This is a genomic window from Pseudomonas sp. MPDS, assembly GCF_013283895.1.
In the GTDB taxonomy this organism is placed as follows: Bacteria; Pseudomonadota; Gammaproteobacteria; order Pseudomonadales; family Pseudomonadaceae; genus Aquipseudomonas; species Aquipseudomonas rhizophila.
The window spans coordinates 588,348-611,051 of sequence record NZ_CP054128.1 but is presented as its reverse complement, the minus strand read 5'-3'; the positions used below and the strand labels follow the sequence as shown (position 1 = coordinate 611,051).

At 61.5% G+C, this 22,704-nt stretch carries 21 protein-coding genes; 12 read left to right on the top strand and 9 right to left on the bottom strand.

The features are described from left to right. Window positions 1-43 precede the first annotated feature (43 nt). The 4 genes from HQ912_RS02575 to HQ912_RS02560 form a co-directional block, all read right to left on the bottom strand. The gene (locus HQ912_RS02575; protein ID WP_047226869.1) at window positions 44-247 is read right to left on the bottom strand and encodes a hypothetical protein; all 204 of its coding nucleotides are present in this window, start codon (window positions 245-247) and stop codon (window positions 44-46) included. A 245-nt stretch (window positions 248-492) separates the two neighbouring features. Beyond that, window positions 493-1,599 (bottom strand): agmatine deiminase, encoded by a 1,107-nt coding sequence (aguA, locus tag HQ912_RS02570; RefSeq protein WP_173406440.1) that lies wholly within the window; start codon window positions 1,597-1,599, stop codon window positions 493-495. Between the two features lie 3 nt (window positions 1,600-1,602). Then, window positions 1,603-2,481, bottom strand: a complete 879-nt coding sequence (gene aguB, locus HQ912_RS02565) for an N-carbamoylputrescine amidase (protein ID WP_076383287.1) — start codon at window positions 2,479-2,481, stop codon at window positions 1,603-1,605. A gap of 248 nt (window positions 2,482-2,729) precedes the next feature. Further along, a complete protein-coding gene (locus tag HQ912_RS02560; RefSeq protein ID WP_047226866.1) occupies window positions 2,730-5,642 on the bottom strand; it encodes an aminotransferase in 2,913 nt (970 codons plus the stop codon). Between the two features lie 190 nt (window positions 5,643-5,832). Here HQ912_RS02560 and rfbB point away from each other — a divergent pair, with 190 nt between their 5' ends. From rfbB to HQ912_RS02525, 7 genes are read left to right on the top strand one after another with little or no spacing between them, the layout of a single operon-like run. Then, window positions 5,833-6,915 carry a dTDP-glucose 4,6-dehydratase gene (rfbB, locus tag HQ912_RS02555; protein ID WP_173406439.1) on the top strand — a complete coding sequence of 361 codons (1,083 nt, stop codon included), beginning with the start codon at window positions 5,833-5,835 and terminating at the stop codon, window positions 6,913-6,915. Continuing rightward, window positions 6,912-7,787, top strand: a complete 876-nt coding sequence (gene rfbA, locus HQ912_RS02550) for a glucose-1-phosphate thymidylyltransferase RfbA (protein WP_047226864.1) — start codon at window positions 6,912-6,914, stop codon at window positions 7,785-7,787. Before rfbB ends, rfbA begins: the two co-directional genes overlap by 4 nt. Continuing rightward, the gene (gene rfbC / locus HQ912_RS02545) at window positions 7,784-8,329 is read left to right on the top strand and encodes a dTDP-4-dehydrorhamnose 3,5-epimerase (protein ID WP_173406438.1); all 546 of its coding nucleotides are present in this window, start codon (window positions 7,784-7,786) and stop codon (window positions 8,327-8,329) included. The genes rfbA and rfbC overlap by 4 nt, the downstream gene beginning before the upstream one ends. Then, window positions 8,326-9,207 carry a dTDP-4-dehydrorhamnose reductase gene (rfbD, locus tag HQ912_RS02540; protein ID WP_173406437.1) on the top strand — a complete coding sequence of 294 codons (882 nt, stop codon included), beginning with the start codon at window positions 8,326-8,328 and terminating at the stop codon, window positions 9,205-9,207. Before rfbC ends, rfbD begins: the two co-directional genes overlap by 4 nt. A gap of 36 nt (window positions 9,208-9,243) precedes the next feature. Beyond that, the gene (locus HQ912_RS02535; protein ID WP_047226961.1) at window positions 9,244-11,052 is read left to right on the top strand and encodes an ATP-binding protein; all 1,809 of its coding nucleotides are present in this window, start codon (window positions 9,244-9,246) and stop codon (window positions 11,050-11,052) included. Next, a complete protein-coding gene (locus HQ912_RS02530; RefSeq protein ID WP_047226861.1) occupies window positions 11,049-12,437 on the top strand; it encodes a sigma-54-dependent transcriptional regulator in 1,389 nt (462 codons plus the stop codon). The genes HQ912_RS02535 and HQ912_RS02530 overlap by 4 nt, the downstream gene beginning before the upstream one ends. A gap of 45 nt (window positions 12,438-12,482) precedes the next feature. Further along, entirely contained in the window at window positions 12,483-12,938 is a 456-nt protein-coding gene (locus tag HQ912_RS02525; protein ID WP_173406436.1) for a YiiD C-terminal domain-containing protein, read from the top strand. A gap of 146 nt (window positions 12,939-13,084) precedes the next feature. On the opposite strand, the gene cysQ is transcribed toward HQ912_RS02525, so the two are convergent. Then, window positions 13,085-13,912 carry a 3'(2'),5'-bisphosphate nucleotidase CysQ gene (gene cysQ / locus HQ912_RS02520; RefSeq protein WP_173406435.1) on the bottom strand — a complete coding sequence of 276 codons (828 nt, stop codon included), beginning with the start codon at window positions 13,910-13,912 and terminating at the stop codon, window positions 13,085-13,087. Beyond that, entirely contained in the window at window positions 13,909-14,475 is a 567-nt protein-coding gene (gene nudE, locus HQ912_RS02515) for an ADP compounds hydrolase NudE (RefSeq protein ID WP_047226858.1), read from the bottom strand. The genes cysQ and nudE overlap by 4 nt, the downstream gene beginning before the upstream one ends. An 88-nt stretch (window positions 14,476-14,563) precedes the next feature. Between nudE and yrfG the strand changes: the two genes are divergently transcribed. Then, on the top strand, window positions 14,564-15,226 hold the full coding sequence (gene yrfG, locus HQ912_RS02510) for a GMP/IMP nucleotidase (protein ID WP_173406434.1): 663 nt from the start codon (window positions 14,564-14,566) through the stop codon (window positions 15,224-15,226). Between the two features lie 113 nt (window positions 15,227-15,339). Here yrfG and lysM read toward each other — a convergent pair whose 3' ends face one another. Further along, window positions 15,340-15,780, bottom strand: a complete 441-nt coding sequence (gene lysM / locus HQ912_RS02505) for a peptidoglycan-binding protein LysM (RefSeq protein ID WP_107323084.1) — start codon at window positions 15,778-15,780, stop codon at window positions 15,340-15,342. A gap of 136 nt (window positions 15,781-15,916) precedes the next feature. On the opposite strand from lysM, the gene HQ912_RS02500 reads away from it, so the two are divergent. From HQ912_RS02500 to HQ912_RS02485, 4 genes are all read left to right on the top strand, one after another. Next, window positions 15,917-16,804, top strand: a complete 888-nt coding sequence (locus HQ912_RS02500; protein WP_076383281.1) for a LysR family transcriptional regulator — start codon at window positions 15,917-15,919, stop codon at window positions 16,802-16,804. 93 nt (window positions 16,805-16,897) lie between these two features. Then, the gene (gene fdhD, locus HQ912_RS02495; RefSeq protein ID WP_173406433.1) at window positions 16,898-17,737 is read left to right on the top strand and encodes a formate dehydrogenase accessory sulfurtransferase FdhD; all 840 of its coding nucleotides are present in this window, start codon (window positions 16,898-16,900) and stop codon (window positions 17,735-17,737) included. Next, window positions 17,734-20,082 carry an FdhF/YdeP family oxidoreductase gene (locus tag HQ912_RS02490; protein WP_047226853.1) on the top strand — a complete coding sequence of 783 codons (2,349 nt, stop codon included), beginning with the start codon at window positions 17,734-17,736 and terminating at the stop codon, window positions 20,080-20,082. The genes fdhD and HQ912_RS02490 overlap by 4 nt, the downstream gene beginning before the upstream one ends. A 262-nt stretch (window positions 20,083-20,344) precedes the next feature. After that, window positions 20,345-20,830, top strand: coding sequence for a glycine zipper domain-containing protein (locus HQ912_RS02485; protein WP_047226852.1), 486 nt, complete (start codon window positions 20,345-20,347; stop codon window positions 20,828-20,830). 86 nt (window positions 20,831-20,916) lie between these two features. Here the strand turns inward: HQ912_RS02485 and HQ912_RS02480 are convergent, their stop codons facing one another. Together HQ912_RS02480 and HQ912_RS02475 are read right to left on the bottom strand one after the other, a co-directional pair. Beyond that, a complete protein-coding gene (locus tag HQ912_RS02480) occupies window positions 20,917-21,336 on the bottom strand; it encodes an acyl-CoA thioesterase (RefSeq protein ID WP_047226851.1) in 420 nt (139 codons plus the stop codon). A gap of 39 nt (window positions 21,337-21,375) precedes the next feature. Then, the gene (locus HQ912_RS02475; protein ID WP_173406432.1) at window positions 21,376-22,617 is read right to left on the bottom strand and encodes a 3-hydroxyacyl-CoA dehydrogenase; all 1,242 of its coding nucleotides are present in this window, start codon (window positions 22,615-22,617) and stop codon (window positions 21,376-21,378) included. Window positions 22,618-22,704: the final 87 nt, after the last annotated feature.

Here is a 22,704-nt window from a genome sequence, read left to right as displayed (position 1 = left end):
GCGCTGCCATCCTGGCCAGCGCCTTTTCTCAATCCGTCGAATTCTATCCTTGCATCACGTCCCACAGTGCTTCCAGCTCAGCCTCACTGAACAGGCCATCCGGGTAGCGTTCCATGATCATCCGACGCGGGTCGGGTTCTCTGGTCTGACGCGTTCCGTTGGACTTCAACCACTGTGCCAAAGCTTTAAGCGACTCACCATTGACAACGGCCAAGGGATGGTATGTGCGCTCGCTTATCATATTCATTCCAGCGCCCTCTCCTGGTTGATGAGCGGCCAATTTATCCAAGGTTTATGACAAAACAACTCAGCTCCGCTCCCCAGAACTGCCGGGATACAGATACAAGAGCTATGCCAATGTGCCTGCACTGCCGATCTGCAGACATAAAAAAGCCCGCATCCCCAATCAGGCCGCGGGCCAAAGCAAAATGGATCCAAAAAGCCCGGCGCAGAGCTGCCGCCAGCGCTATTACCTGGCTGTTACATCACCACTCATTTTGTGCGCGGCGCAGGCTGTTGTTGGGTAAGGCAGTGGATGTTTCCGCCCCCCAGTAACAGTTCGCGCCCCGGCACCATGACCACTTCGTGCTCTGGAAAAAGCCCTTGCAGAAGCGCCTTCGCCGGGCCATCCAGTGGATCGTCGAAACTCGGTGCGATGATGCCGCCGTTGACGATCAGGAAATTCACGTAGGAACCGGCCAACCGCACGGTCGGATTGCGCTCCTGGGAACCCTGCACCGCGTCCACGCCGGCGCATTCCTCTTCAGTGGCATACAACGGCCCCGGAATTGGCATTTTGTGCACTGTGAACGGGCGTCCCTTGGCGTCAGTGCTGTTTTGCAGGACGTCCATCGCGGCGTGGCAGCGGGCGTAGTTCGGGTCCTGCGGGTCATCGGTCCAGGCCAGCAATACTTCGCCAGGGCGCACGTAGCAGCAGAAGTTATCCACATGCCCGTCGGTTTCGTCGTTGAACAGGCCGTCCGGCAGCCAGATGATCTTGTCCACCGCCAACTGCGCGCTGAGCACAGCCTGGATGTCTTCGCGGCTCAAGTGCGGGTTGCGATTGCGGTTGAGCAGGCATTCCTCGGTGGTGATCAGGGTGCCCTCGCCATCGACGTGGATTGAGCCGCCCTCAAGCACGAAGCCTTCGGTGCGGTAACGCGGGCTGCGTTCAATCTCGAGAATCTTGCTGGCCACTTGCGAATCCCGGTTCCACGGCGCATACAGGCCACCGTCAAACCCACCCCAGGCGTTGAAATCCCAGTCGACGCCGCGCACTTCGCCACTATCATTGATGACAAACGTCGGGCCGGTGTCCCGGACCCAGGCATCGTCGCTGGACATTTCCACCACGCGGATATTCGGCACGTCGAGATGAGCCCGGGCATTTTCGTATTGGTTCGCGGACACCGCCACGGTTACCGGTTCGAAGCGGGCGATGGCTTTGGCGACCGCCACATGAGCGGCCTGCGCGGGCTTGCCGCCCAGGCGCCAGTTGTCAGGGCGCTCGGGCCAGACCATCCAGACCTGGGTCTGGGGTGCCCACTCGGCAGGCATGTGGAAACCATCCGCGCGGGGAGTGCTGTTCAACGTTGTCATAAATCAGGACTCCAGTGAGCCATCGAGGGTTTTGATCGAGCCGTACAGGTCCGCACGACGATCACGGAAAGTGCCCCAGGCACTGCGAATGTGTTCCAGCTCGTCCAGGTCAAAGCTGTGCACCAGCACGCCTTCTTCGGTTTCGTTCAATTCCTGGACCTTTTCACCGAACTGATTGGCGATGAACGAGGAGCCGTAGAACGTGATGTCGTAGCCATCCTGCTCTTCGTTGCCGATGCGGTTGCTGGCCACCAGCGGCATTACGTTCGCGCCGGCATGGCCTTGTTGCACGCGCTGCCAGTGATCGCGGGACGAAATGCTCTTGTCGTGCGGCTCGCTGCCAATGGCGGTCGGGTAAAACAGGATTTCCGCACCTTGCAGCGCCATGCTGCGGGCGCACTCGGGAAACCACTGGTCCCAGCAGATGCCCACGCCGATCCTGGCGTAGCGGGTATTCCAGACCTTGAAACCGGTATCGCCAGGGTTGAAATAGTACTTCTCATGGTAGCCAGGACCGTCCGGGATGTGACTCTTGCGGTATACCCCCAGGTTACGGCCGTCGGCATCAATGATCGCAATACTGTTGAAACGCGCACGACCGGCCCGTTCAAAAAAGCTGATGGGCAAGACGACCTGAAGCTCCCTGGCAACTTTCTGAAAATGCCTGATGGCGACGTTATCTTCGACCGGAGTCGCCAATTGCAGGTAGTCCGGGTTGGGCTTCTGGCAAAAGTACGGCGTCTCGAACAACTCCTGGAGCAAGATGATCTGCGCCCCTTTGGCGGCGGCCTCGCGAACCTGCTGTTCAGCGATCTCGATATTGGCCTCCAGATCCCAGGAACAGGCCATCTGGGTGGCGGCAACGGTGACGATACGACTCATGAAGGGAGCTCCAGAGCATGTGTGGTGCCGACTTTATAACCGATAAAAATCGACTTTAGAAGCGATACAGATTTAAAACCACACGCCAGTCGCAAAAAATACCGACAAAAATCGAACTATTAACCACGCAAAACCTTGTGGGAGCGAGCCTGCTCGCAATGCGATCCCCCATCTGACATCGCTGCAGACGGGTTCACCACTATCGCGAGCAAGCCCGCTCCCACAGGGAAAGCGTTTGCCTCAGTTAGTCAAAGCCCCTCGTCCAACACCTTCGCCAACATATCGACAAAGAAATCCACGCTCTGGCGGGTGGTGACCATCGGCGGTTTGATCTTGAGGATGTTCAGGTAGTCGCCGGTCGGTTGCATGAAAATACCCAGCTCCCGCAGGCGATTGCACAGCGCCGTGGTTTCTTCGGTGGCCGGCTCGAGGGTGTCGCGGTTGCGGATCAGTTCCACGCCCAGGTAAAAACCGGAGCCATGCACCGCACCGACCAACGGATATCGGTCGATCAAAGCTTGCAGGCGGGCCTTGAAATGCCCACCCACTGCCCGGGCGTTTTCCCACAGTTTTTCTTCTTCCATGACGTCCAGCACGGCCATGCCGATCTGGCAACTGACCGGGCTGCCGCCGGCTGACGAGAAAAAATACCCTTCTGCTTCCAGCGCCTCGGCGATTTCCCGGCGGGTGATGACCGCTCCCAGCGGCTGGCCGTTACCCATGCCCTTGGCCATGGTGATGATGTCCGGTACTACATCCTGTTCTTCGAAGCCCCAGAAAAATTCTCCCATGCGCCCGTAGCCGACTTGCACTTCGTCAGCGATGCAGACGCCGCCGCGCTCGCGCACCAGCGCGTAGACCTGCTTCAGATACCCCGGCGGCAGTGCGATCCCGCCAGCATTGCCGTACACCGGTTCGCAGATGAAGCCGGCGAGCTGGCGCTTGTGTTCGGCGATTTTTGCCAGGTTGTGCTCGACGCTGCGCAGGTAGTCCGGCGCGCTGTTGGGGCCGCGGAATTCACCGCGATAAGTGTTTGGCGCGGTCACCGGATGCACCCAATCCGGGCGACTGCTCAGGGCCTGAGGGTTGTCGGCAATGGACGTCGAGACCGCATCGGCCGCTACCGACCAGCCGTGATAGGCCTCCAGCACACTGAGCATGTCCCGGCCGCCGCTGTAGGCCCAGGCCAGGCGGATCGCCAGGTCGTTGGCCTCGGTGCCACTGTTGACCAGAAATACCCGATCCATGCCGGACGGCGCCAGCGCCAGCAAGCGCTCGGAAAATTCGGCAATCGCGGCATAGTGAAAGCGGGAGTTGGTGTTGAGCAGCGACCACTGCCGGGCGGCCACCGCCGCCATACGCGGATGCCCGTGCCCCAGTACCGCGACGTTGTTGAGCATGTCCAGGTAGGAGCGGCCCTGCATGTCGATCAGGTGATTGCGCCAGCCGCGCTCAATGCGCGGCGGATCAACGTAGTAGTGCTTCTGCGAACGGGCAAAGCTCGCATCGCGACGGGCCAGCAACTGCTGGGGGTCGATCTCTGGCTCGGCATCGCAGGCCAGTCCCAGCAGCACCGCTGGTGAGGGGCAGAGCGCCTGCCAGGCCGGCGCCCTGGATGGCGTGCAGAACAACGGCGGATTGAGCTGAGCGCCACGACACAACTGCACCCGCAACGGTCCATCGACTTCGCCCAAGACCTGGCCCTTGACCAGCGCAGCCCCGGAATGCAGCGGCGATGTCACGCCCCACAGCCGAATGCTCAGTTGCACGCTGTCCAGTTGCAACATGCCGTCGGCGGCTTTGTGCACCACCCCGGCGAACGGCGATTCCAGCGGCGTGCCCCGCGGCACCTGCAACTCTACGTGTAATGGATAAGTATCCGGTTCAACGGCGCTGTCCGGCCGGGTCCGAGACAATCGGTACTGCCCGTAGCGGCTGGCGGCCAATCCATGGACCGCGGCGGCTTCGCTCAGCAGACGCTGGTCGATCCCCTCCTGCTCCCAGTTACCGGCTTCGAAATGCGGGCTCAGGACACCCAGGTCGATCAGGGCGAACTCGCGGCCCACCAAGGTCGGCAACAGCGGCACAAAGCCTTCACTGGCAACGGGTGGCAGATGGTGGCCCACGGACGTGAGGATCGCCGCTTCCATCAGTTCGAACGGGACCGACTGAGCAATCCGGAAAATCTCCCACTCATGGTCCAGGTTGTCGCGGCTGTATTGATTTTCCGGGTCAATGGATACCTGCTGTTCACCGCTGAGCACCAGCACGGCAGCGCGGGCAACGATCAGCGGCCAAAGCGCCAGCAGCTCCTCATATTGCAGCGGGTTGAGCGCGTTGTAAGCCTTGATCGCCGGCAGGATGAAAAACGGATCGCCGTCGGCATGGTGCAACAAGGCTGCACAGGTCACCGACAGATCGGTAACGCGCCAGGTGCGGATCAGGTCGCCGAAGTCGATGACGCCCTGCAATTGCCATTGGCGCTGGGCATCGCGCTGCCAGACCACGTTGTCATCGGTGATGTCCATGTGGATCGCCTGCACCGGCAGGCTGGCCTTGAGCGGCTGCAAGCGGCGTTCGGCCTGTTGCGCCGCCTCGGCGATCAGGTTGCGTTCTTGATCATCGTCGATGACGGGCAGCAGATGGCCGACCAGTGCATTGGCGTGGCGGGCGTCCCATTGCAGGGTGCGCTCCAGGCCAGGGTGATCGAACGTGGCCAGCGCCAGGTCGATTTGTGCGCACAAGCGCCCCAGCCCCGTGACCAGTTCAGGTCCCCAATGGTTAAGCTGGGTGAGCGACTGGCCGTCGATGTACTCCAGCAGTCGTACATGAACCGCTTGCCCTGCGAGCTCCAGGGTCAACAGATCCTGGCCATTATTGGCGGCGATCACCCGCGGCACTTTTACCGCGCCGTGCTCGGCCAGGTGCTTGAGGGCGGCATGCTGGGCCTGGAGTTCCTGGACGGCATAGTCACCATGGCAAATCTTCAGCACAAACCGTCCGCGCTCGCTGTCGACGCGATAGTTGAGGTCCTGCTGGCTGCCCAAGGGTCGCAGGTCACCGCTGAGTCCGTAATTCGAGCGCAGCAGCACCAGCGCCTGTTCGGCACTGATCTGTGGGCTTGGCAAACTGGCACGGTGAACCAACGTAGCGAGTGGCATACAACGACCCCTGAGGTGGTTTTATCGGATGTCTATCTCGCCATTGAGTCGGGGGATAAGCAACCCCTTTGCCGCAGGTGAATTGCCAAGCGCGTGAGCGTGCCCGGAAATATCCTGCTTGCACCGCCCTCGCCATGCCGACAAGCTATGCTCCAATGCTTTGTTGTTCCACGGAAAAAGGCTTGATCGGATGCGCATTCTCATCACTGGCGGTGCCGGTTTTATCGGCTCGGCGCTTATACGGCACTTGATCCTGGATACCGGACATCAGGTCCTGAACCTCGACAAGCTGACCTATGCCGGCAATCTCGAATCGCTGAGCAGCATCAAGCACGACAGCCGCTACGAGTTCGTCCAGGCCGATATCGTCGATCAACCGACGGTCAGCGCGATACTGGCAAGGTTCAAACCTGAGGCCATCATGCATCTGGCGGCCGAGTCCCACGTCGACCGCTCCATCGACGGCCCGGCGGACTTCATCCAGACCAATATCGTGGGCACCTACAGCCTGCTGGAAGCCACCCGCGCCTATTGGCAGACCCTGGCCGAGCCGCAGAAGCGCGCGTTTCGTTTCCATCACATTTCCACCGACGAAGTGTATGGCGACCTGCACGGCGTGGATGATTTGTTCACCGAAACCACCGCCTACGCCCCCAGCTCGCCGTACTCGGCGAGCAAGGCGGCTTCCGACCATCTGGTACGCGCCTGGCAACGCACTTACGGCTTGCCCGTGCTGCTGACCAACTGCTCCAACAACTATGGGCCGTTTCACTTTCCCGAGAAGCTGATTCCGCTGGTGATCCTCAATGCCCTGGCCGGCAAGCCGTTGCCGGTATACGGCGACGGCCAGCAAGTGCGCGACTGGCTGTACGTCGAAGACCATGCCCGGGCGCTGCTCAAGGTCGTGACCGAAGGTGCCGTGGGCGAGACCTACAACATCGGCGGCCATAATGAACAGAAGAACATCGACGTGGTGCGCGGCATCTGCGCCCTGCTCGAAGAACTGGCGCCCCACAAGCCCGACGGCGTGGAGCACTATGCCGACCTGATCACCTTCGTCAAAGACCGCCCCGGTCACGACCTGCGCTACGCCATCGATGCCGGCAAGATCGAGCGTGAACTGGGCTGGACGCCCCAGGAAACCTTCGAGACCGGCCTGCGTAAAACCGTGCAGTGGTACCTCGAAAACCTGCTGTGGTGCCGACGTGTCCAGGACGGTAGCTATCAGGGCGAGCGCCTGGGCTCGCTCGACAACAAGGATGCGATTGCATGATGAAAGGCATTGTTCTGGCCGGCGGCTCCGGCACCCGACTGCACCCGATTACCCTTGGGGTTTCCAAGCAGTTACTACCGGTTTACGACAAGCCGATGATCTATTACCCGATTTCGGTGCTGATGCTCGCCGGCATCAAGGACATCCTGGTGATTTCCACCCCTCAGGACTTGCCGCAATACCGCAATCTGTTGGGCGACGGCAGTCAGTTTGGCGTGCAATTTCACTACGCCGAGCAGCCATCGCCCGATGGCCTGGCCCAGGCGTTTCTGATCGGCGAGCAATTTATCGGCAACGATCCGGTGTGCCTGATCCTGGGCGACAACATTTTTCACGGGCAGCATTTCGGCGAACAACTGCAGACGGCCGCCACCCGGCAGACGGGCGCAACGGTATTCGGTTACTGGGTCAAAGACCCTGAGCGTTTTGGCGTGATCGATTTCGATGCTCAAGGGCGGGCCATTTCCATTGAAGAAAAACCTACCGCGCCCAAATCCAGCTACGCGGTAACCGGCCTGTATTTCTACGATAACGACGTGATCCAGATCGCCAAGACCATCAAACCCTCCAAACGAGGCGAACTGGAAATCACCGACGTCAACAACGCCTACCTGCACCGCGGCGACCTGCACGTCGAGCGTTTCGGCCGTGGTTTCGCCTGGCTGGACACCGGCACCCACGACAGCCTGCTGGAGGCTTCGCAATATGTGCAAACCATCGAGCACCGCCAAGGTTTGAAAGTCGCGTGCCTGGAAGAAATTGCCTACCAACAGGGCTGGGTCAGCCGCGAGCACATCCTTGAGCGCGCCCAGTACTTTGGCAAGACCGGCTACGGCCAATACCTGTTCCAGATCGCTGGAGAGACACGTTGAACGTCATCGCCACCCGCCTGCCTGAAGTCCTGATCATCGAACCGAAGGTTTTCGGTGATGATCGCGGCTTTTTCTATGAGAGTTTCAACGCTCGGGCGTTCGCCGAGGCCACCGGCTGCGCGTTGCAGTTCGTCCAGGATAACCACTCGCGCTCGGCCAGGGGCGTGTTGCGCGGCCTGCATTATCAAATCGAACAGGCCCAGGGAAAACTGGTGCGGGTCATTGCCGGGGAAGTGCTCGACGTGGCGGTGGACATTCGTCGCAGTTCGGCCACTTTCGGGCAATGGGTGGGCGTACGCCTGTCAGCGCAGAACCATCGGCAACTGTGGGTCCCGCCAGGCTTCGCCCATGGCTTCGTCGTGCTCAGCGATTGCGCTGATTTCCTCTACAAGACCACCGACTACTACGCGCCCTCTGCCGAGCGCTGCATTCGCTGGGACGACCCGGACCTGGCCATCGACTGGGAACTGGAGAGTGCGCCGTTCCTCTCACCCAAGGACCAGGCCGGCAAGGCTCTGCACGAGGCCGACCTGTTCCCATGAGTACCTCCTTGCGCATCCTGATCATCGGCCAGAACGGCCAGGTTTCCCGAGCACTCCAGTCGCGCCTGGCCGGCATGGCTGAGTTGATCGTGCGCGGCAGCGACCAAATCGACCTGGCGCGCCCCGATCACCTTCGTTCGCCCATCACTGCGCTGCGGCCTGACCTGATCATCAACGCCGCCGCCCACACCGCCGTCGACCAGGCCGAGAGCGAACCGGAACGGGCCTTCGCCATCAATGCCACGGCGCCGGGCGTCCTGGCTCAAGTGGCAGTCGAGTTGGGTGTCCCGCTGATCCACTACTCCACCGATTACGTCTTCGATGGTCGCAAGCCCGAGCCCTACACCGAGACCGACCCGCCCAACCCGCTGAGTGTCTATGGGCGCAGCAAGCTGGCCGGCGAGGACGCCATTCGCCACGTCGCCGGGCAGCACCTGATTTTGCGCACCAGTTGGGTGTACTCCAACGAAGGCCGCAACTTCCTGTTGACCATGCAACGCCTGCTGCAGGAAAAATCGCACCTGCGGGTGGTGGACGATCAGATCGGCGCACCGACCTGGGCCGGGACTATCGCCGACAGCACCGCCCACTTGATTGAACGTTGGCAGGCCGGCCGGTGCGGCGCCTGGGGGACTTACCACCTGACGGCGCAGGGTGAAACGTCCTGGTTCGGCTTTGCCCAGGCCATCGGCGAGCACCTGATCGAGCAGCACAAACCCTGCGCGGTGCTTGAGCCCATCCCCTCCAGTGCTTACCCGACCCCGGCCCCACGCCCGCTGAACTCGCGTCTGGATTGCACACGCCTGCTTCAGCAATGGGGTGTAAGTCAGCCAGACTGGCAAAGCGCGCTGCACCAGTGCCTTGCCGCCGGACACTAGGCATAATGCGCCTGTCCCCACAGGCGCCTGATGCTCATGAATTCCACTCTTCCCCGCAGACCCCGCTGGCGCAGCCTGGCCTTGCTTGCGCTGTGCCTGGCGCCGTTGCTGTGGCCGCTGGAACATCTGGCCGAGCGTTACTACCGCAGTGAACTGGCTGGGCAGAACCGCCAGACCCTCGATCTCTACGTCGCCAACCTGTTGGGCACCCTGCATCGCTATGAAGTGCTGCCACAGATTCTCGGTGAGCTGCCGGCCCTGCGCGCCACTTTACTGGCACCGGACGACGGCATCATCCAGGGCAATGCCAATCGACTGCTGAAAAACATCAGCGCCCAGACCGGCGCAGAAGTCATGTACCTGATGGACCCCACCGGCAAGACCCTCGCGGCATCGAACTGGGATAAACACGACAGTTTCGTCGGACGCAATTTTGCCTTCCGGCCGTATTACATCGAGGCGATGGCCGGGCGGCTGGGACGCTTCTTCGGCTTGGGCACCACCTCGGCCAAGCGCGGCTACTTCTTCGCCGCTGCCGTGCGCGACCGGGAAAAAGTGATCGGCGTACTGGTGGTCAAGGTGGATCTGGACCACACCGAAAGCCTCTGGGGCAAAACCCCCGAACAACTGCTGGTGACCGACCACAACGGCGTGGTGATCCTCACTTCGCGACAAGAATGGCGATTTCGCGCGACCCGCCCCTTAAGTGACGAGGAGCGCCAGTCCATCAGCGCCGTACAGCCCTACCCGACCCGCGACCCCAAGCCGCTGAATCTGGATGCGAACGCCTGGCTGATCCAGACCCAGTCCATTGAGGAGACCCGCTGGAGCGTGAGCATTCTCGCCCCGCGTACCCTGATCGACCGTCCGGTGCGCACCGTGGTGGTCATCGGCGGTGCGGCCTTGCTGGTCCTGATGCTGTTGCTCGGGTTGATGATGCAGCGCCGGCGGCATTACCTGGACCGCATCGCCTTCGAAGGCAAGGCCCGTCAGGAGCTGGAAGGCCGGGTAGCCGAGCGCACCAGTGACCTGGAAGGCCTGAACCGGCGACTCAAGCAAGAGGTGCTGGAACGCGAGCAGGCCCAGCAGGAACTGGTCCGCGCCCAGGATGACCTGGTGCAAGCCGGCAAGCTGTCAGCCCTGGGCACCATGTCGGCCAGCATCAGCCACGAACTCAACCAGCCGCTGGCGGCGATCCGCAGCTATGCCGAAAACGCCGAAATATTGCTCGATCACCAGCGTACCGAGGACGCCCGAGGCAACCTCAAGCTGATCAGTGAGCTGACCGCTCGCATGGCCTCGATCATTGCCCACTTGCGCGCCTTCGCCCGCCGCGACCGTCACGCCCCGGAAAGTGTCGCCCTGCAACCGGCGCTGGACGATGCCCTGGCACTGCTCGCCAAGCGCCGGCGCAGCATGGAAGTGGAACTGATCCGCGACCTGCCGGCCGCCACTTTGTGGGTCGAGGCCGGGGAAACGCGCTTGCGCCAGGTGCTCGGCAACCTGCTGGCCAACGCTCTCGACGCCCTGACTGAAAAAGGCCCGCCGCGCAAACTCTGGCTCAGTGCCGAAGCCACCGAAACCGGCGTCAACCTGTACATCCGCGATAACGGCCCGGGGTTTTGCATGGAAGCCCTTGGTCGCGCGGGCGAGCCCTTCTACACCACCAAGACCCGCACCCAGGGCCTTGGCCTGGGGCTGGCGATTTGCGACACCCTGATGCGCGCCTTCGGCGGTGAACTGTCGTTCGCCAATCACAAGGAAGGCGGCGCCCTGATTACCCTGAAGTTGCGCGCTGGCGCGCCCGGTGTGAGCCTGCAACCGTCCGAGGACCGTAGCGTATGACCATCGATAACCGGATTGAGGTGGTGTTGATCGACGACGATCCCCACTTGCGTCAGGCCTTGAGCCAGACCCTCGACCTGGCCGGCCTGAAGGTCCTGTCCCTGGCCGAGGCCAAAGGCGTGGCCGGGCAACTGTCTCGCGACTGGCCGGGTGTGGTGGTCAGTGACATTCGCATGCCGGGCATCGACGGCCTTGAGTTGCTGAGCGAACTCCATGCCCAGGACCCGGAGCTGCCGGTGTTGCTGATCACCGGCCATGGCGACGTGCCGCTGGCAGTCCAGGCCATGCGCGCCGGAGCCTATGACTTCCTTGAGAAACCTTTCCCCAGCGATCACCTGCTCGACAGCGTGCGCCGGGCCCTGGCCTTGCGGCGCCTGGTACTGGACAACCGCAGCCTGCGCCTGGCCCTGAGCGACCGCCATGAACTCAGCGCCCGGCTCGTCGGCCAATCACCCTCGATACTGCGCCTGCGCGAGCAGATCGGTGCGTTAGCGGCGACCCGCGCCGATGTGCTGATCCTCGGAGAAACCGGGGCCGGCAAGGAGGTAGTCGCCCGAGCCCTGCACGATCTGTCGGGCCGGCGCAACGGCCCCTTCGTCGCGATCAACGCCGGAGCCCTGGCCGAGTCGGTGGTGGAGAGCGAGCTGTTCGGTCATGAGCCCGGCGCTTTCACCGGCGCGCAGAAGCGCCGCATCGGCAAGTTCGAGTTCGCCAACGGCGGTACGCTGTTTCTCGATGAAATCGAAAGCATGAGCCTGGACGTTCAGGTCAAACTGCTGCGGCTGCTGCAAGAGCGGGTAGTGGAACGACTGGGGGGCAATCAACAGATCCCGCTGGACATCCGCGTCATCGCCGCCACCAAGGAAGACCTGCGTCAGGCCGCTGATCAGGGTCGTTTTCGCGCCGACCTGTATTACCGCCTGAACGTCGCGCCGTTGCGTATCCCCCCGCTGCGTGAACGCGGTGAGGATGCCCTGATGCTGTTCCAGCATTTCGCCGACGAAGCCAGCGCCCGTCACGGCCTGCCGCCCCACGAGTTGCAACCGGCCCAACGGGCATTGCTGCTGCGCCATAGCTGGCCGGGCAACGTGCGAGAATTGCAGAACGCCGCCGAACGGTTCGCCCTGGGTCTAGAACTGGCCCTGGACAACAGCGCGCCCGACGGTAGCCCCGGTGCCCCGGTCGAAGTGATCAGCGGCGGCTTGAGCGAGCAGGTGGAGAACTTCGAGAAAACCCTGATCGCCGCCGAACTGGCCCGCCCTCACAGCTCGGTGCGCAGCCTCGCCGAAGCCCTGGGCATTCCGCGCAAGACCTTGCACGACAAGTTACGCAAGCATGGGCTGAACTTCGGCGATAGCCAGGGCCATGCCGATGAGTCCGATTGAGTCTGCTTGAGTGATTGCCATCTTCCCTTTCAAAAGAGGCCCAGCATGAACCGCGACAGCCGCTACCTGGAATCGATCCTGCACCACGACATCCCGTTGACGCGGGACATGGGCCTGAAGGTGCTCGACTGGCAGGCCCGGCAACTGCGCCTGTTTTTACCGCTGGAGGCCAACGTCAACCACAAGAGCACCATGTTCGGCGGCAGCCTGTACTGCGGCGCGGTGCTGGGTGGCTGGGGCTGGCTGCACCTGGCCCTGCGCGAAGAGGGCATTGAGGACGGGCATATCGTCATTCAGGAAGGGCAGATCAGCTATCCACTGCCAGTCACGAGGGACGCCACAGTCATTTGCCAGGCTCCCGAAGAAAACGTCTGGAAACGCTTCCTGGCCACCTACCGGCGCTACGGACGCGCACGACTGACCTTGCAGACCCAGGTGATAAATGCCGGGAGCGAAGCTCCAGCGGTGCAATTTGTGGGGCAGTACGTGTTGCACCGCTGACCCCCGAGCATCACAAAAACCCCTGTGGCGAGGGAGCTTGCTCCCGCTCGGCTGCGCAGCAGACGCATTGGGGCCGCTTCGCAGCCCAGCGGGAGCAAGCTCCCTCGCCACAACAACTGTCCCAGGTCCAGCAAGGGGCAGTCGATTCAGGAGCGGGCCAGTTCCAGCAGTTTCCCACGCCACGCCGCCTTTGCCGGCAACGCCAGGAAGGATTCATTCAACAGCGACTCCCGCGGCGGATAGCAGAACGGCTCGCCGCGTAGGTCCAGCACCTCGCCGCCTGCCCCCTCCAACACGCCTTGGGCGGCGGCGGTGTCCCACTGGGACGTCGGCGCCAGTCGCGGATAGCAATCCGCCGCGCCCTCGGCCAGCAGGCAGAATTTCAACGAACTGCCGATGCTGGTCAGTTGCAACTCACCCAGGCTCTCGCTCAAGCCGCCCAAGAGACGCTCTTGCTCCGGGCTGGTATGGCGACGGCTGGCGACCACCGTAAAAGCATCACCCGGCGCCGGCACGTTACGCACTTCGATCGGCAAAGGCTCGCCCCCCTTGTCGCCACGCCAGGCGCCGAACCCCGCGCCACCGACGTAAAAGCGACCATTGGTGGGCATCGACACTACGCCAAACACCACCCGCCCCTGCTCGATCAGTGCGATATTGACGGTGAACTCTTCGCTGCCGGAAATGAACTCCTTGGTGCCGTCCAGCGGGTCCACCAGCCACCAGCGTTGCCAGCCGGCGCGCACGCTTTGCGCAATATTGGCGTCCTCTTCGGAGAGGATTGCAATATCCGGCGCCAACGCGGTCAGCCCGGCCACGATCACATCGTGAGCGGCCATGTCCGCGGCGGTCACCGGCGATGCGTCGGCCTTATGGTTGACCTGCACATTGGCTCGCCAGAACGGCAGGATCGCCTCACCGGCCTTGAGCGCCAGCTCGACCACAGGGGCCATTAGAGGGTGGGGGAAATTCATGACAGGAACGCTCCGCGCTGGGTCAGCAGGTCACGGGCCAGGTACAGCGCCGCCAAGGCCCGGCCCTCCGTGAATTGAGGGTTTTGCGCCAAGGCCGACAACTCACGCAGGTTGACCTTGTCCACGCGCATCGGCTCAGGCTCGTCGCCTTCCAGCCGCTCTTCATAGAGATCGGTCGCCAGCACCACCTGGATCTTCTGGCTCATGTAGCCGGGGGACAGGGACAGTTCAGTCAGGTGTTCCAACTGACGTGCACCATAGCCGGCCTCTTCTTTAAGCTCCCGCTCAGCCGCCGCCAACACGTCTTCACCCGGCTCGATCAACCCCTTGGGCAGGGACAATTCGTAGGCATCGGTGCCGCCGCAGTATTCTTCCACCAACACGGCGTGATCGGCGTCGAGCATCGCCACGATCATTACCGCGCCGTAACCTGCGCCCTTGCCCGCCAAACGCTCATAGGTGCGCTCCACGCCGTTGGAAAACCGCAGTTTCAGTTCTTCCACGCAAAACAGGCGGCTGGTGGCGACGATCCGTCGATCGAGTATGGTGGGTTTCTGGCGCATAAACGGCTCCCTGGGCGATAGCGGGCTACTATACCCGGCCTATTCTGATTGTTTGTGTCGGATATCCGATTACCGCTGGAGAAGTTTTATGGCCTTGCTGCCCTGGCACGAGATCGATACGGTGCTGCTGGACATGGACGGCACCCTGCTGGACCTGCATTACGACAACCATTTCTGGATGGAACACTTGCCCCAACGCTACGCCGAACTGCATGGCGTGAGCCGGGCCATGGCGGAGCTGGAGTTGCAGCCGCTGTTCGAGCGCAACGCCGGCCAATTGCAGTGGTATTGCCTGGACTTCTGGAGCACCGAGCTGAAACTGCCGGTGCGCGAACTGAAGCTGGAAACCGCGCACCTGATTGCCCTGCGCCCGGACGCCGACACGTTCCTGGCGGCGATCCAGCGGGCGGGTAAACGGGTGGTAATGATCACCAACGCCCATCGCGACTCATTGTCCCTGAAGCTGGAACGCATCGAACTGGCCCCTTACTTCGAACGTTTGATCAGCTCTCACGACTACGGTTTTCCCAAGGAAAGCCCGCAGTTCTGGGATGCCCTGCAAGCCGATCTGAACTTCGACCCGGCCCGCGGCCTGTTTATCGACGACACCTTGCCAGTGCTGCGCAGCGCCCGGGAATTCGGCGTGGCACACCTGCTGGCGGTCAGCGTACCGGACAGCCGCAAAGGGCCGAAGGATACGGGGGAGTTCGAGGCGTTGGGGGATTATCGGGATTTGATTGCCGGGCTTTGATAGCCGGCAGTTTGCACCGCGAGCAGGTTCGCTCCCACAAGGGTTCCTTGTTCGCCACAGATCCAGTGTGGGAGCGAGCCTGCTCGCGATGAAGACAATGCGGTCCTCAAGCTTTATTCGGGAATGCGCAGCACCTGCCCCGGATAGATCTTGTCCGGATGCGACAGCATCGGTTTGTTGGCTTCAAAAATCTTGTTGTACTTGTTCGCATCACCATATTCGGCTTTGGAGATCGCGCTGAGTGTGTCGCCCTTTTTTACGGTAACAAAGCGAGCGGCCTGGGCGACTGGCCCGGTTACCGTGATCTGATCATCAACACTGCCCACACCTGCGATGTTGCCTACCGCCAGCAGGATTTTCTCCTTCTCCTCCTGACTACCCACCTCACCAATAACAGTAACTTTATCGCCCTCAATGGTCGCCTGAACATTCGGGTTACCAAGACCAACCTTGCTGATGTGTTCTTTCAGTTGCTCACTGGCGTTGGCATTACCGGGAGTCAGCAGATCGATCAGTTTTTCGCCGGCCTCCTTCACAAAACTAAAAATACTCATGGTGCACGCTCCTTGGGTTTAAGTGTCCAGACGCAAAAGCCTAGACCAAGCCAAACGAACCCGGTTCCCAGCCGACCAATGACCCTGCCGCGCACAAAGCGCTAGAATCCCAACCTTCCCGCGCCCTGGAACGAAGATGGACATCAAGCAGCTGAAATTTCTCATCGCGCTCGACGAAACCCGCCACTTCGGCCAGGCGGCCGCGCGCTGCCACATCACCCAACCGACCCTGTCAATGCGCCTGCGCAGCCTTGAAGAAGAGCTGGGCCTGCCACTGGTCAATCGAGGCCAGCGCTTTGAAGGTTTCACCGCTCCGGGGGAGCGGGTGTTGGCCTGGGCACGCACGGTCATGGCGGCCTATGACGGTCTACAGGCCGAAGCGGCGGCCTGCCGTGGCAACCTGGTGGGTACCCTGCGCCTGGGTGTGGTGCCATTGTCGGACTTCGATCCGTTGTCGATGATGCAGCGCCTGCACAGCGAGCACCCTAACCTGCATTTCGAATTGTCATCCTTAAGCTCCGAACGCATCCTCGAACAACTGGCGAACAACCGCATCGACCTGGGCATTTCCTATCTGGAGCGCCTGGACACCGAGCGCTTCGACGCCCTGCCCTTCAACCATACGCGCATGGGCTTGCTCTTTGACCAGCGATACTTCTATTTCGGCGAGCAGCCGCTGAGCTGGGAAGCGCTGATCGAGTTGCCCCTGGGCATGCTCACCAGCGGCATGCATTTTCGTCAGTCCATCGACCACAACTTCCACAGTCGGGGCCTCACACCCCGCCCTCTGCTGCAAACCGACGCGGTGCATCAATTGTTACAAGCCGTACACGGCGGACTGTGTTGCGCCGTGATGCCGCTGAACAGTGGCCTGGGTATGCTGACCCGAGACTTGCGCATCCAGCCCATCGAAGACGCGCAAACTCTGGTCCCGCTGGGTCTGATCATGCGCCGCGGCGCTCCACGCTCGGCTTTGGCGGAAGCTTGTTTCGCCCTCTATCAGAAATCATCAACGACATCTTGATCGACGTCATCTATTGATAGATCAGTAATAGCGATTAGACGTGGCAGATTGCCGCATTTAGTCTTATCACTATTCCCACTGTCAGTGATGCCTATGAACGACAAGCCTCCGGTCTGTTCTGCGCCTGCGGAGAAAATACCCGCGCCAGCCGCCAGCCAGAGCTATCGCTACTGCAACCTGGACCATTCCCAATCGGACAGCACCGCGCTGGCCGAGGAAGTGGCGCTGGCGATCGCCTATAACGGCATCAGTCAGGCCGTCATGCTGGTCACGCCGTCTGACCTTGAAGACTTCATCGTCGGCTTCAGCCTAGGTAGCGGCATCATTGAAGACCCTGCGGACATCTATGACGTGCAACTGAGCGGCGACGGTTCTGCGCAATACGCCCAGGTAACCATCGCCAACCGCGCCTTCTGGAACCTCAAGCAACAACGCCGACAACTGGCCGGCACCAGCGGCTGCGGGCTTTGCGGGGTGGAAGCGGTGGAGCAGGCATTACCGAACCTCAAGGCACTGCCCGGCACGCCACTGCCACCGGCCCAGTGGCTCGAAGGCCTGCGTCAACGCATCGGCCAGTTCCAGCCCCTGGGCCAGCATTGCGGCGCGGTCCACGCGGCCCTGTTCATGAACGCCCAAGGCCAATTGCTGCTGGGACGCGAAGATATCGGCCGGCACAACGCGCTCGACAAACTGATCGGCGCGCTGATCCGGCAACAGATCCCGGTGAACGGAGGCGTGGCGATCGTCACCAGTCGTTGCAGCCTCGAATTGATCCAGAAAGTGTTGCGCGCCGGCATCCAGACCCTGGTCAGCCTGTCGTCACCCACCGGCCTTGCCGTGCAGTGGGCCCGCCAGCACAACCTCAATCTCATCCACCTGCCGCAGAAAAGTGCGCCGCGGGTCTATAGCCCTGCGATGGAGAATCAAGCGTGAGCAATCATCAACAAGCCGATCAGAAACCCGTACCGCGCTACAAGCCCTACAAGGGTCCGGCCGGTGGTTGGGGCGCGCTGATCAGCGTCGCCCAGGCCTGGCTGACCAGCGACAATGCGCTGAAGAACCTGCGCATGATGCTCAAGACCAACCAGAACGGCGGCTTTGACTGCCCAGGCTGTGCCTGGGGCGACTCGCCGGAAAGCGGCATGGTCAAGTTCTGCGAGAACGGCGCCAAAGCGGTGAACTGGGAAGCGACCAAGCGCCGTGTCGATGGCGCATTCTTCGCCAAACACAGTGTGACGTCGCTGCTGGAGCAGAGCGACTATTGGCTGGAATACCAGGGGCGCCTGACCGAGCCACTGAGCTACGACGCCGAAACCGACCGCTACAAACCCATCAGTTGGGAAGCGGCATTTGCCCTGATCGGCAAACACTTGCAGGGGCTCTCCAGCCCGAACCAGGCTGAGTTCTATACCTCGGGCCGGGCCAGCAACGAAGCAGCCTACCTCTATCAGTTGTTCGTGCGCGCCTACGGCACCAACAACTTTCCCGACTGCTCGAACATGTGCCATGAAGCCAGTGGCGTGGCGCTGTCTCAGAGTGTCGGCGTAGGCAAAGGCACCGTGACTTTCGACGATTTCGAACACGCCGACGCGATTTTCGTCTGGGGCCAGAACCCGGGCACCAACCATCCACGCATGCTCGAACCGCTGCGCGAAGCAGTGAAACGCGGCGCCCAGGTGGTGTGCATCAACCCGCTCAAGGAGCGTGGCCTGGAGCGTTTCCAGCACCCACAAAACCCGATCGAGATGCTTACCAACGGGGACAAACCGACCAACTCCGCCTATTTCCGTCCGGCCCTGGGTGGCGACATGGCCGTGCTGCGGGGCATGGCCAAGTTCCTGCTGCAATGGGAACGTGAGGCGCAAAACACCGGCGCTGCTGCAGTGTTCGACCACGCGTTCCTGAACGAACACAGCATCGACGTACTGGATTACCTGGCCGTGGTCGATGACACGCCATGGGAGCAGATCGTTGAGCAGTCGGGCTTGACCCTGGTCGAGATCGAACAAGCGGCGCGCATGTACGCCATCAGCAAGAACGTGATCATGTGCTGGGCGATGGGCATCACCCAACACCGCCATTCGGTGGCGACCATCCAGGAAATCGCCAACCTGATGCTGCTGCGCGGCAACATCGGCCGGCCGGGCGCCGGTCTGTGCCCGGTTCGCGGCCACAGTAACGTGCAGGGCGACCGGACCATGGGCATCAACGAGCGTCCGCCGGCGGCGTTCCTTGACTCGCTGGAGCGTCGCTTCCAGTTTAAGGTGCCGCGCGAGAATGGCCACAACGTGGTCGAAGCGATCCACGCCATGGCTGACGGCCGGGCGAAGGTCTTCATCGCTCTGGGCGGCAACTTCGCCCAGGCCACCCCGGACAGTGATCGGACGTTCCAGGCCTTGGGCAATTGCGACCTGACTGTGCAGATCAGCACCAAGCTCAACCGCAGCCATCTGGCTCATGGAAAAGAGGCGCTGATCCTACCGTGCCTGGGCCGTACCGATATCGACCTGCAAGTCGAAGGCGCACAAGCGGTGACCGTGGAAGACTCCTTCAGCATGGTCCATGCATCCAATGGCCAATTGCAGCCGCTGTCGAACCAGATGCGTTCCGAGCCTTGGATCATTGCCGGCATCGCCGCCGCCACACTGGGCCACCACCCGGTGGACTGGAACTGGCTGGTGGCGGACTACAACCGCATCCGCGACCTGATCGCCGATACCATCCCGGGGTTCAAAGACTTCAACGAAAAGCTCCAGAACCCCGGCGGCTTCTATCTGGGCAACAGCGCCGGTGCACGTCGCTGGAACACCGCCTCAGGCCGCGCCAACTTCAAGCCCAACCGGCTGCCGACCGACCTGGTGCATGAACGCACCCGCGCCACCGGGCAGTTGCCTGACCTGATCATGCAGTCCATGCGCTCCCACGATCAGTACAACACCACCATCTATGGCCTCGATGACCGCTATCGCGGCGTGAAGGGCCAGCGTGACGTGTTGTTCGTCAACGAAGCGGACATCATTCGACTGGGCTTCAAACCTGGGCAGAAGGCCGACATCGTCTCGCTCTGGGATGACGGCCGCGAGCGACGGGTCAAAGGCTTTACCCTGTTGGCATTCGACATTCCCGCCGGACAGGCCGCCGCCTATTACCCTGAAGTGAATCCGTTGGTGCCGTTGGAGAGCACCGGCGACGGCAGCCATACCCCGACTTCGAAATTCGTGGCGATCCGTCTGGAAGCAGCGAGCGAGAATGGGCTGATTCTGGCCAAGTCGGCCTGACACAACGTGCCAGGCGATTAGGTTGTGTGGGAGCAAGGCTTGGCTCCCCACAATCCTGCTTTTCAATCGCCCACAAAAAAGGCCGTTTTCCATAGAAAACGGCCTGTCCGAAGTAGCTAAAGACCGGCGAAAATCTGTTAAGTTCCGCTCAAAAAACAATAACTTATCGAATTGTGCACAAGTCGTGTTACTCGTCGGATTTCGATTGTAACCAAGCGAAGCCAGCCTCAGGATCGCGCCGTCATCCCTTTGAGGCTCCTCTATGAAGTTCTCCTCGATTCTCTTGTTGTCCCTTGGCCTGATCAGTGGCGCAGCCTCTGCCGGTGGCACCACCGAAGCAGGCGTGGGCGGCGCATTGGGCGGGGTTCTGGGTTCTGTGGTCGGCCAGTCCTTGGGCGGCAACACCGGGTCCACCATCGGCGCAGCCTTGGGTGGCGCGGGTGGCAGTGCGGTCGGTGCGGACAAACGCAGCCGCGGCGAAGCAGCGATTGGCGGTGCGCTGGGCGCAGCCGGCGGTAACGTAGTCGGCCGTAGCGTAGGCGGCACCACCGGCAGCCTGATCGGTGCAGCAGCAGGCGGCGGCGCTGGCGGTGCACTGGGCAACTATATGGGCAAGGACGATGACGACGATCGTCGTTATGACGGTCGCCGTGGTGATCGCCGCTACTACCGTGACGGCCATCCAGGTCGTGGCCATGCCTACGGGCATCGCAAGCACAAGCACAAACATCGCTATCACGACGATTGATCACTGGCTCTAACCAGTAGTCGATAGAAAATCGCAGTCTTCGTCAGCGCTTCTCAAGCGTCTGACAGGAGACTGCGATTTTTCGTTTAAATCACCAGCCGCTCCAAAGCGGCGCGCAACCGATCCGGAATCGCCACTGGCCGATTCGAAGACCGCTCCACAAAAACATGCACAAAGCGCCCCGCCGCGCAGGCCTCCTCCTCCCCCGCCTTGAACACCGCCAGCTCATACTGCACTGAACTGCTGCCCAGCTTCCCCACCCGCAGACCGATTTCAATCCGGTCGGGAAAGGCGATCGAGGCAAAGTAGTCGCAAGCCGAACTCACCACGAACCCCACCACCTCCCCATCGTGGATATCGAGGCCGCCGACCTCGATCAGATAAGTGTTCACCGCCGTGTCGAAAAAACTGTAATAAGTCACGTTGTTGACGTGACCGTACACGTCGTTGTCGTGCCAGCGTGTGGTGATCGGTTGCAGGTGCGGGTATTCGCTACGTTGGGGCATCAGGTGTCCTTTACGGTTGCTCAATGGTTCATGCGTTGTTCAGGATTTTGAGGCCTGGTGTTGTGCGAATCCCTTGCCCTGGGCCGCCAGCTCCCCGATCAGACGCGCGGGCTTCCAGTGGTCCCCCTGCTTCGTTTCGAGTTCCAGCAGCCGTGCATGGATGTCTTCAAGTCCCTGATGGTCGGCCCAGGCCATCGGGCCGCCCTTGTCCGCGGGGAAGCCGTAGCCGTTGAGATACACCAGGTCGATGTCGTGAGCCGACTCGGCAATACCTTCCTGCAGGATTTTCGCGCCCTCATTGACCAGCGCCAGCAAGCAACGCTCGAGGACTTCCTCGGGGCAGATCTCGCGACGCTGAAAACCCAACGTTTCACTGACTCGCTGCACCAGCGCATCGACCTCTACATCATGCTCGGCCTGGCGACTGCCGGCTTCGTAGTGATAGTACCCGTCGCCGCTTTTCTGGCCGAACCGACCCAGTTCGCACAAACGGTTGTCCACTTGCACCTCGGGTGCATCCTGACCTTTGCCCGCCAGTTCCCGAGCGCGCCACTCCAGGTCGATGCCGACGACGTCGTACATGCGAAACGGCCCCATGGCGAAGCCGAAACCCTGCAATGCCGCGTCAACCTGATGGGGAAACGCCCCTTCCAGCAGCATCTTGCGCGCCTCCAGCACATAGGGATGAAGCATCCGGTTGCCGATGAACCCGTGGCAATTGCCCGACACCACGCTGACCTTGCCCATGCGCTTGCCCAATACCAGGGCTGCGTCCAGCACCGCTTTGGAGGTTTGCGCACCACGAACGATTTCCAGCAACTTCATGATGTGCGCCGGGCTGAAGAAGTGCAGACCCAACACCTGGGTGGGGCGGCGGGTGACGGCGGCAATCGCATCGATGTCCAGCGCCGAGGTGTTGCTCGCCAGAATGGCTTGCGGCTTGAGCAAGCCGTCCAGCTCGCGGAAGATCTTCTGCTTGAGCTCAAGGTTCTCGTAAACCGCCTCGATGACCAGATCCACATTGCGGATCGCCGCGTAGTCATCTGCCCGCGTCACCCTGGCGATTCGGGCATCGGCCTCACCCTGGTCGACACGGCCCTGGCGCACGTTGTGGGCATAAGTATCGGCCACGGCAGCCAACGCCTGTTCCAGCATCTGCGGGTTGTTGTCGACCCACTGCACCGTCACGCCGGCGTTGGCCAGGCACATCACGATGCCCCGCCCCATAGTGCCTGCACCGACTACGGCGGCGCGCTGAATATCGAAGGGTGTCTGGCTCATGTTTGCTCTCTTGTTGGCGATCCAAAGACAGCCCTCACCTTAGTCAGCCGCAGAATATTTTTGAAATTTATTCGTGTGATGGCGGGC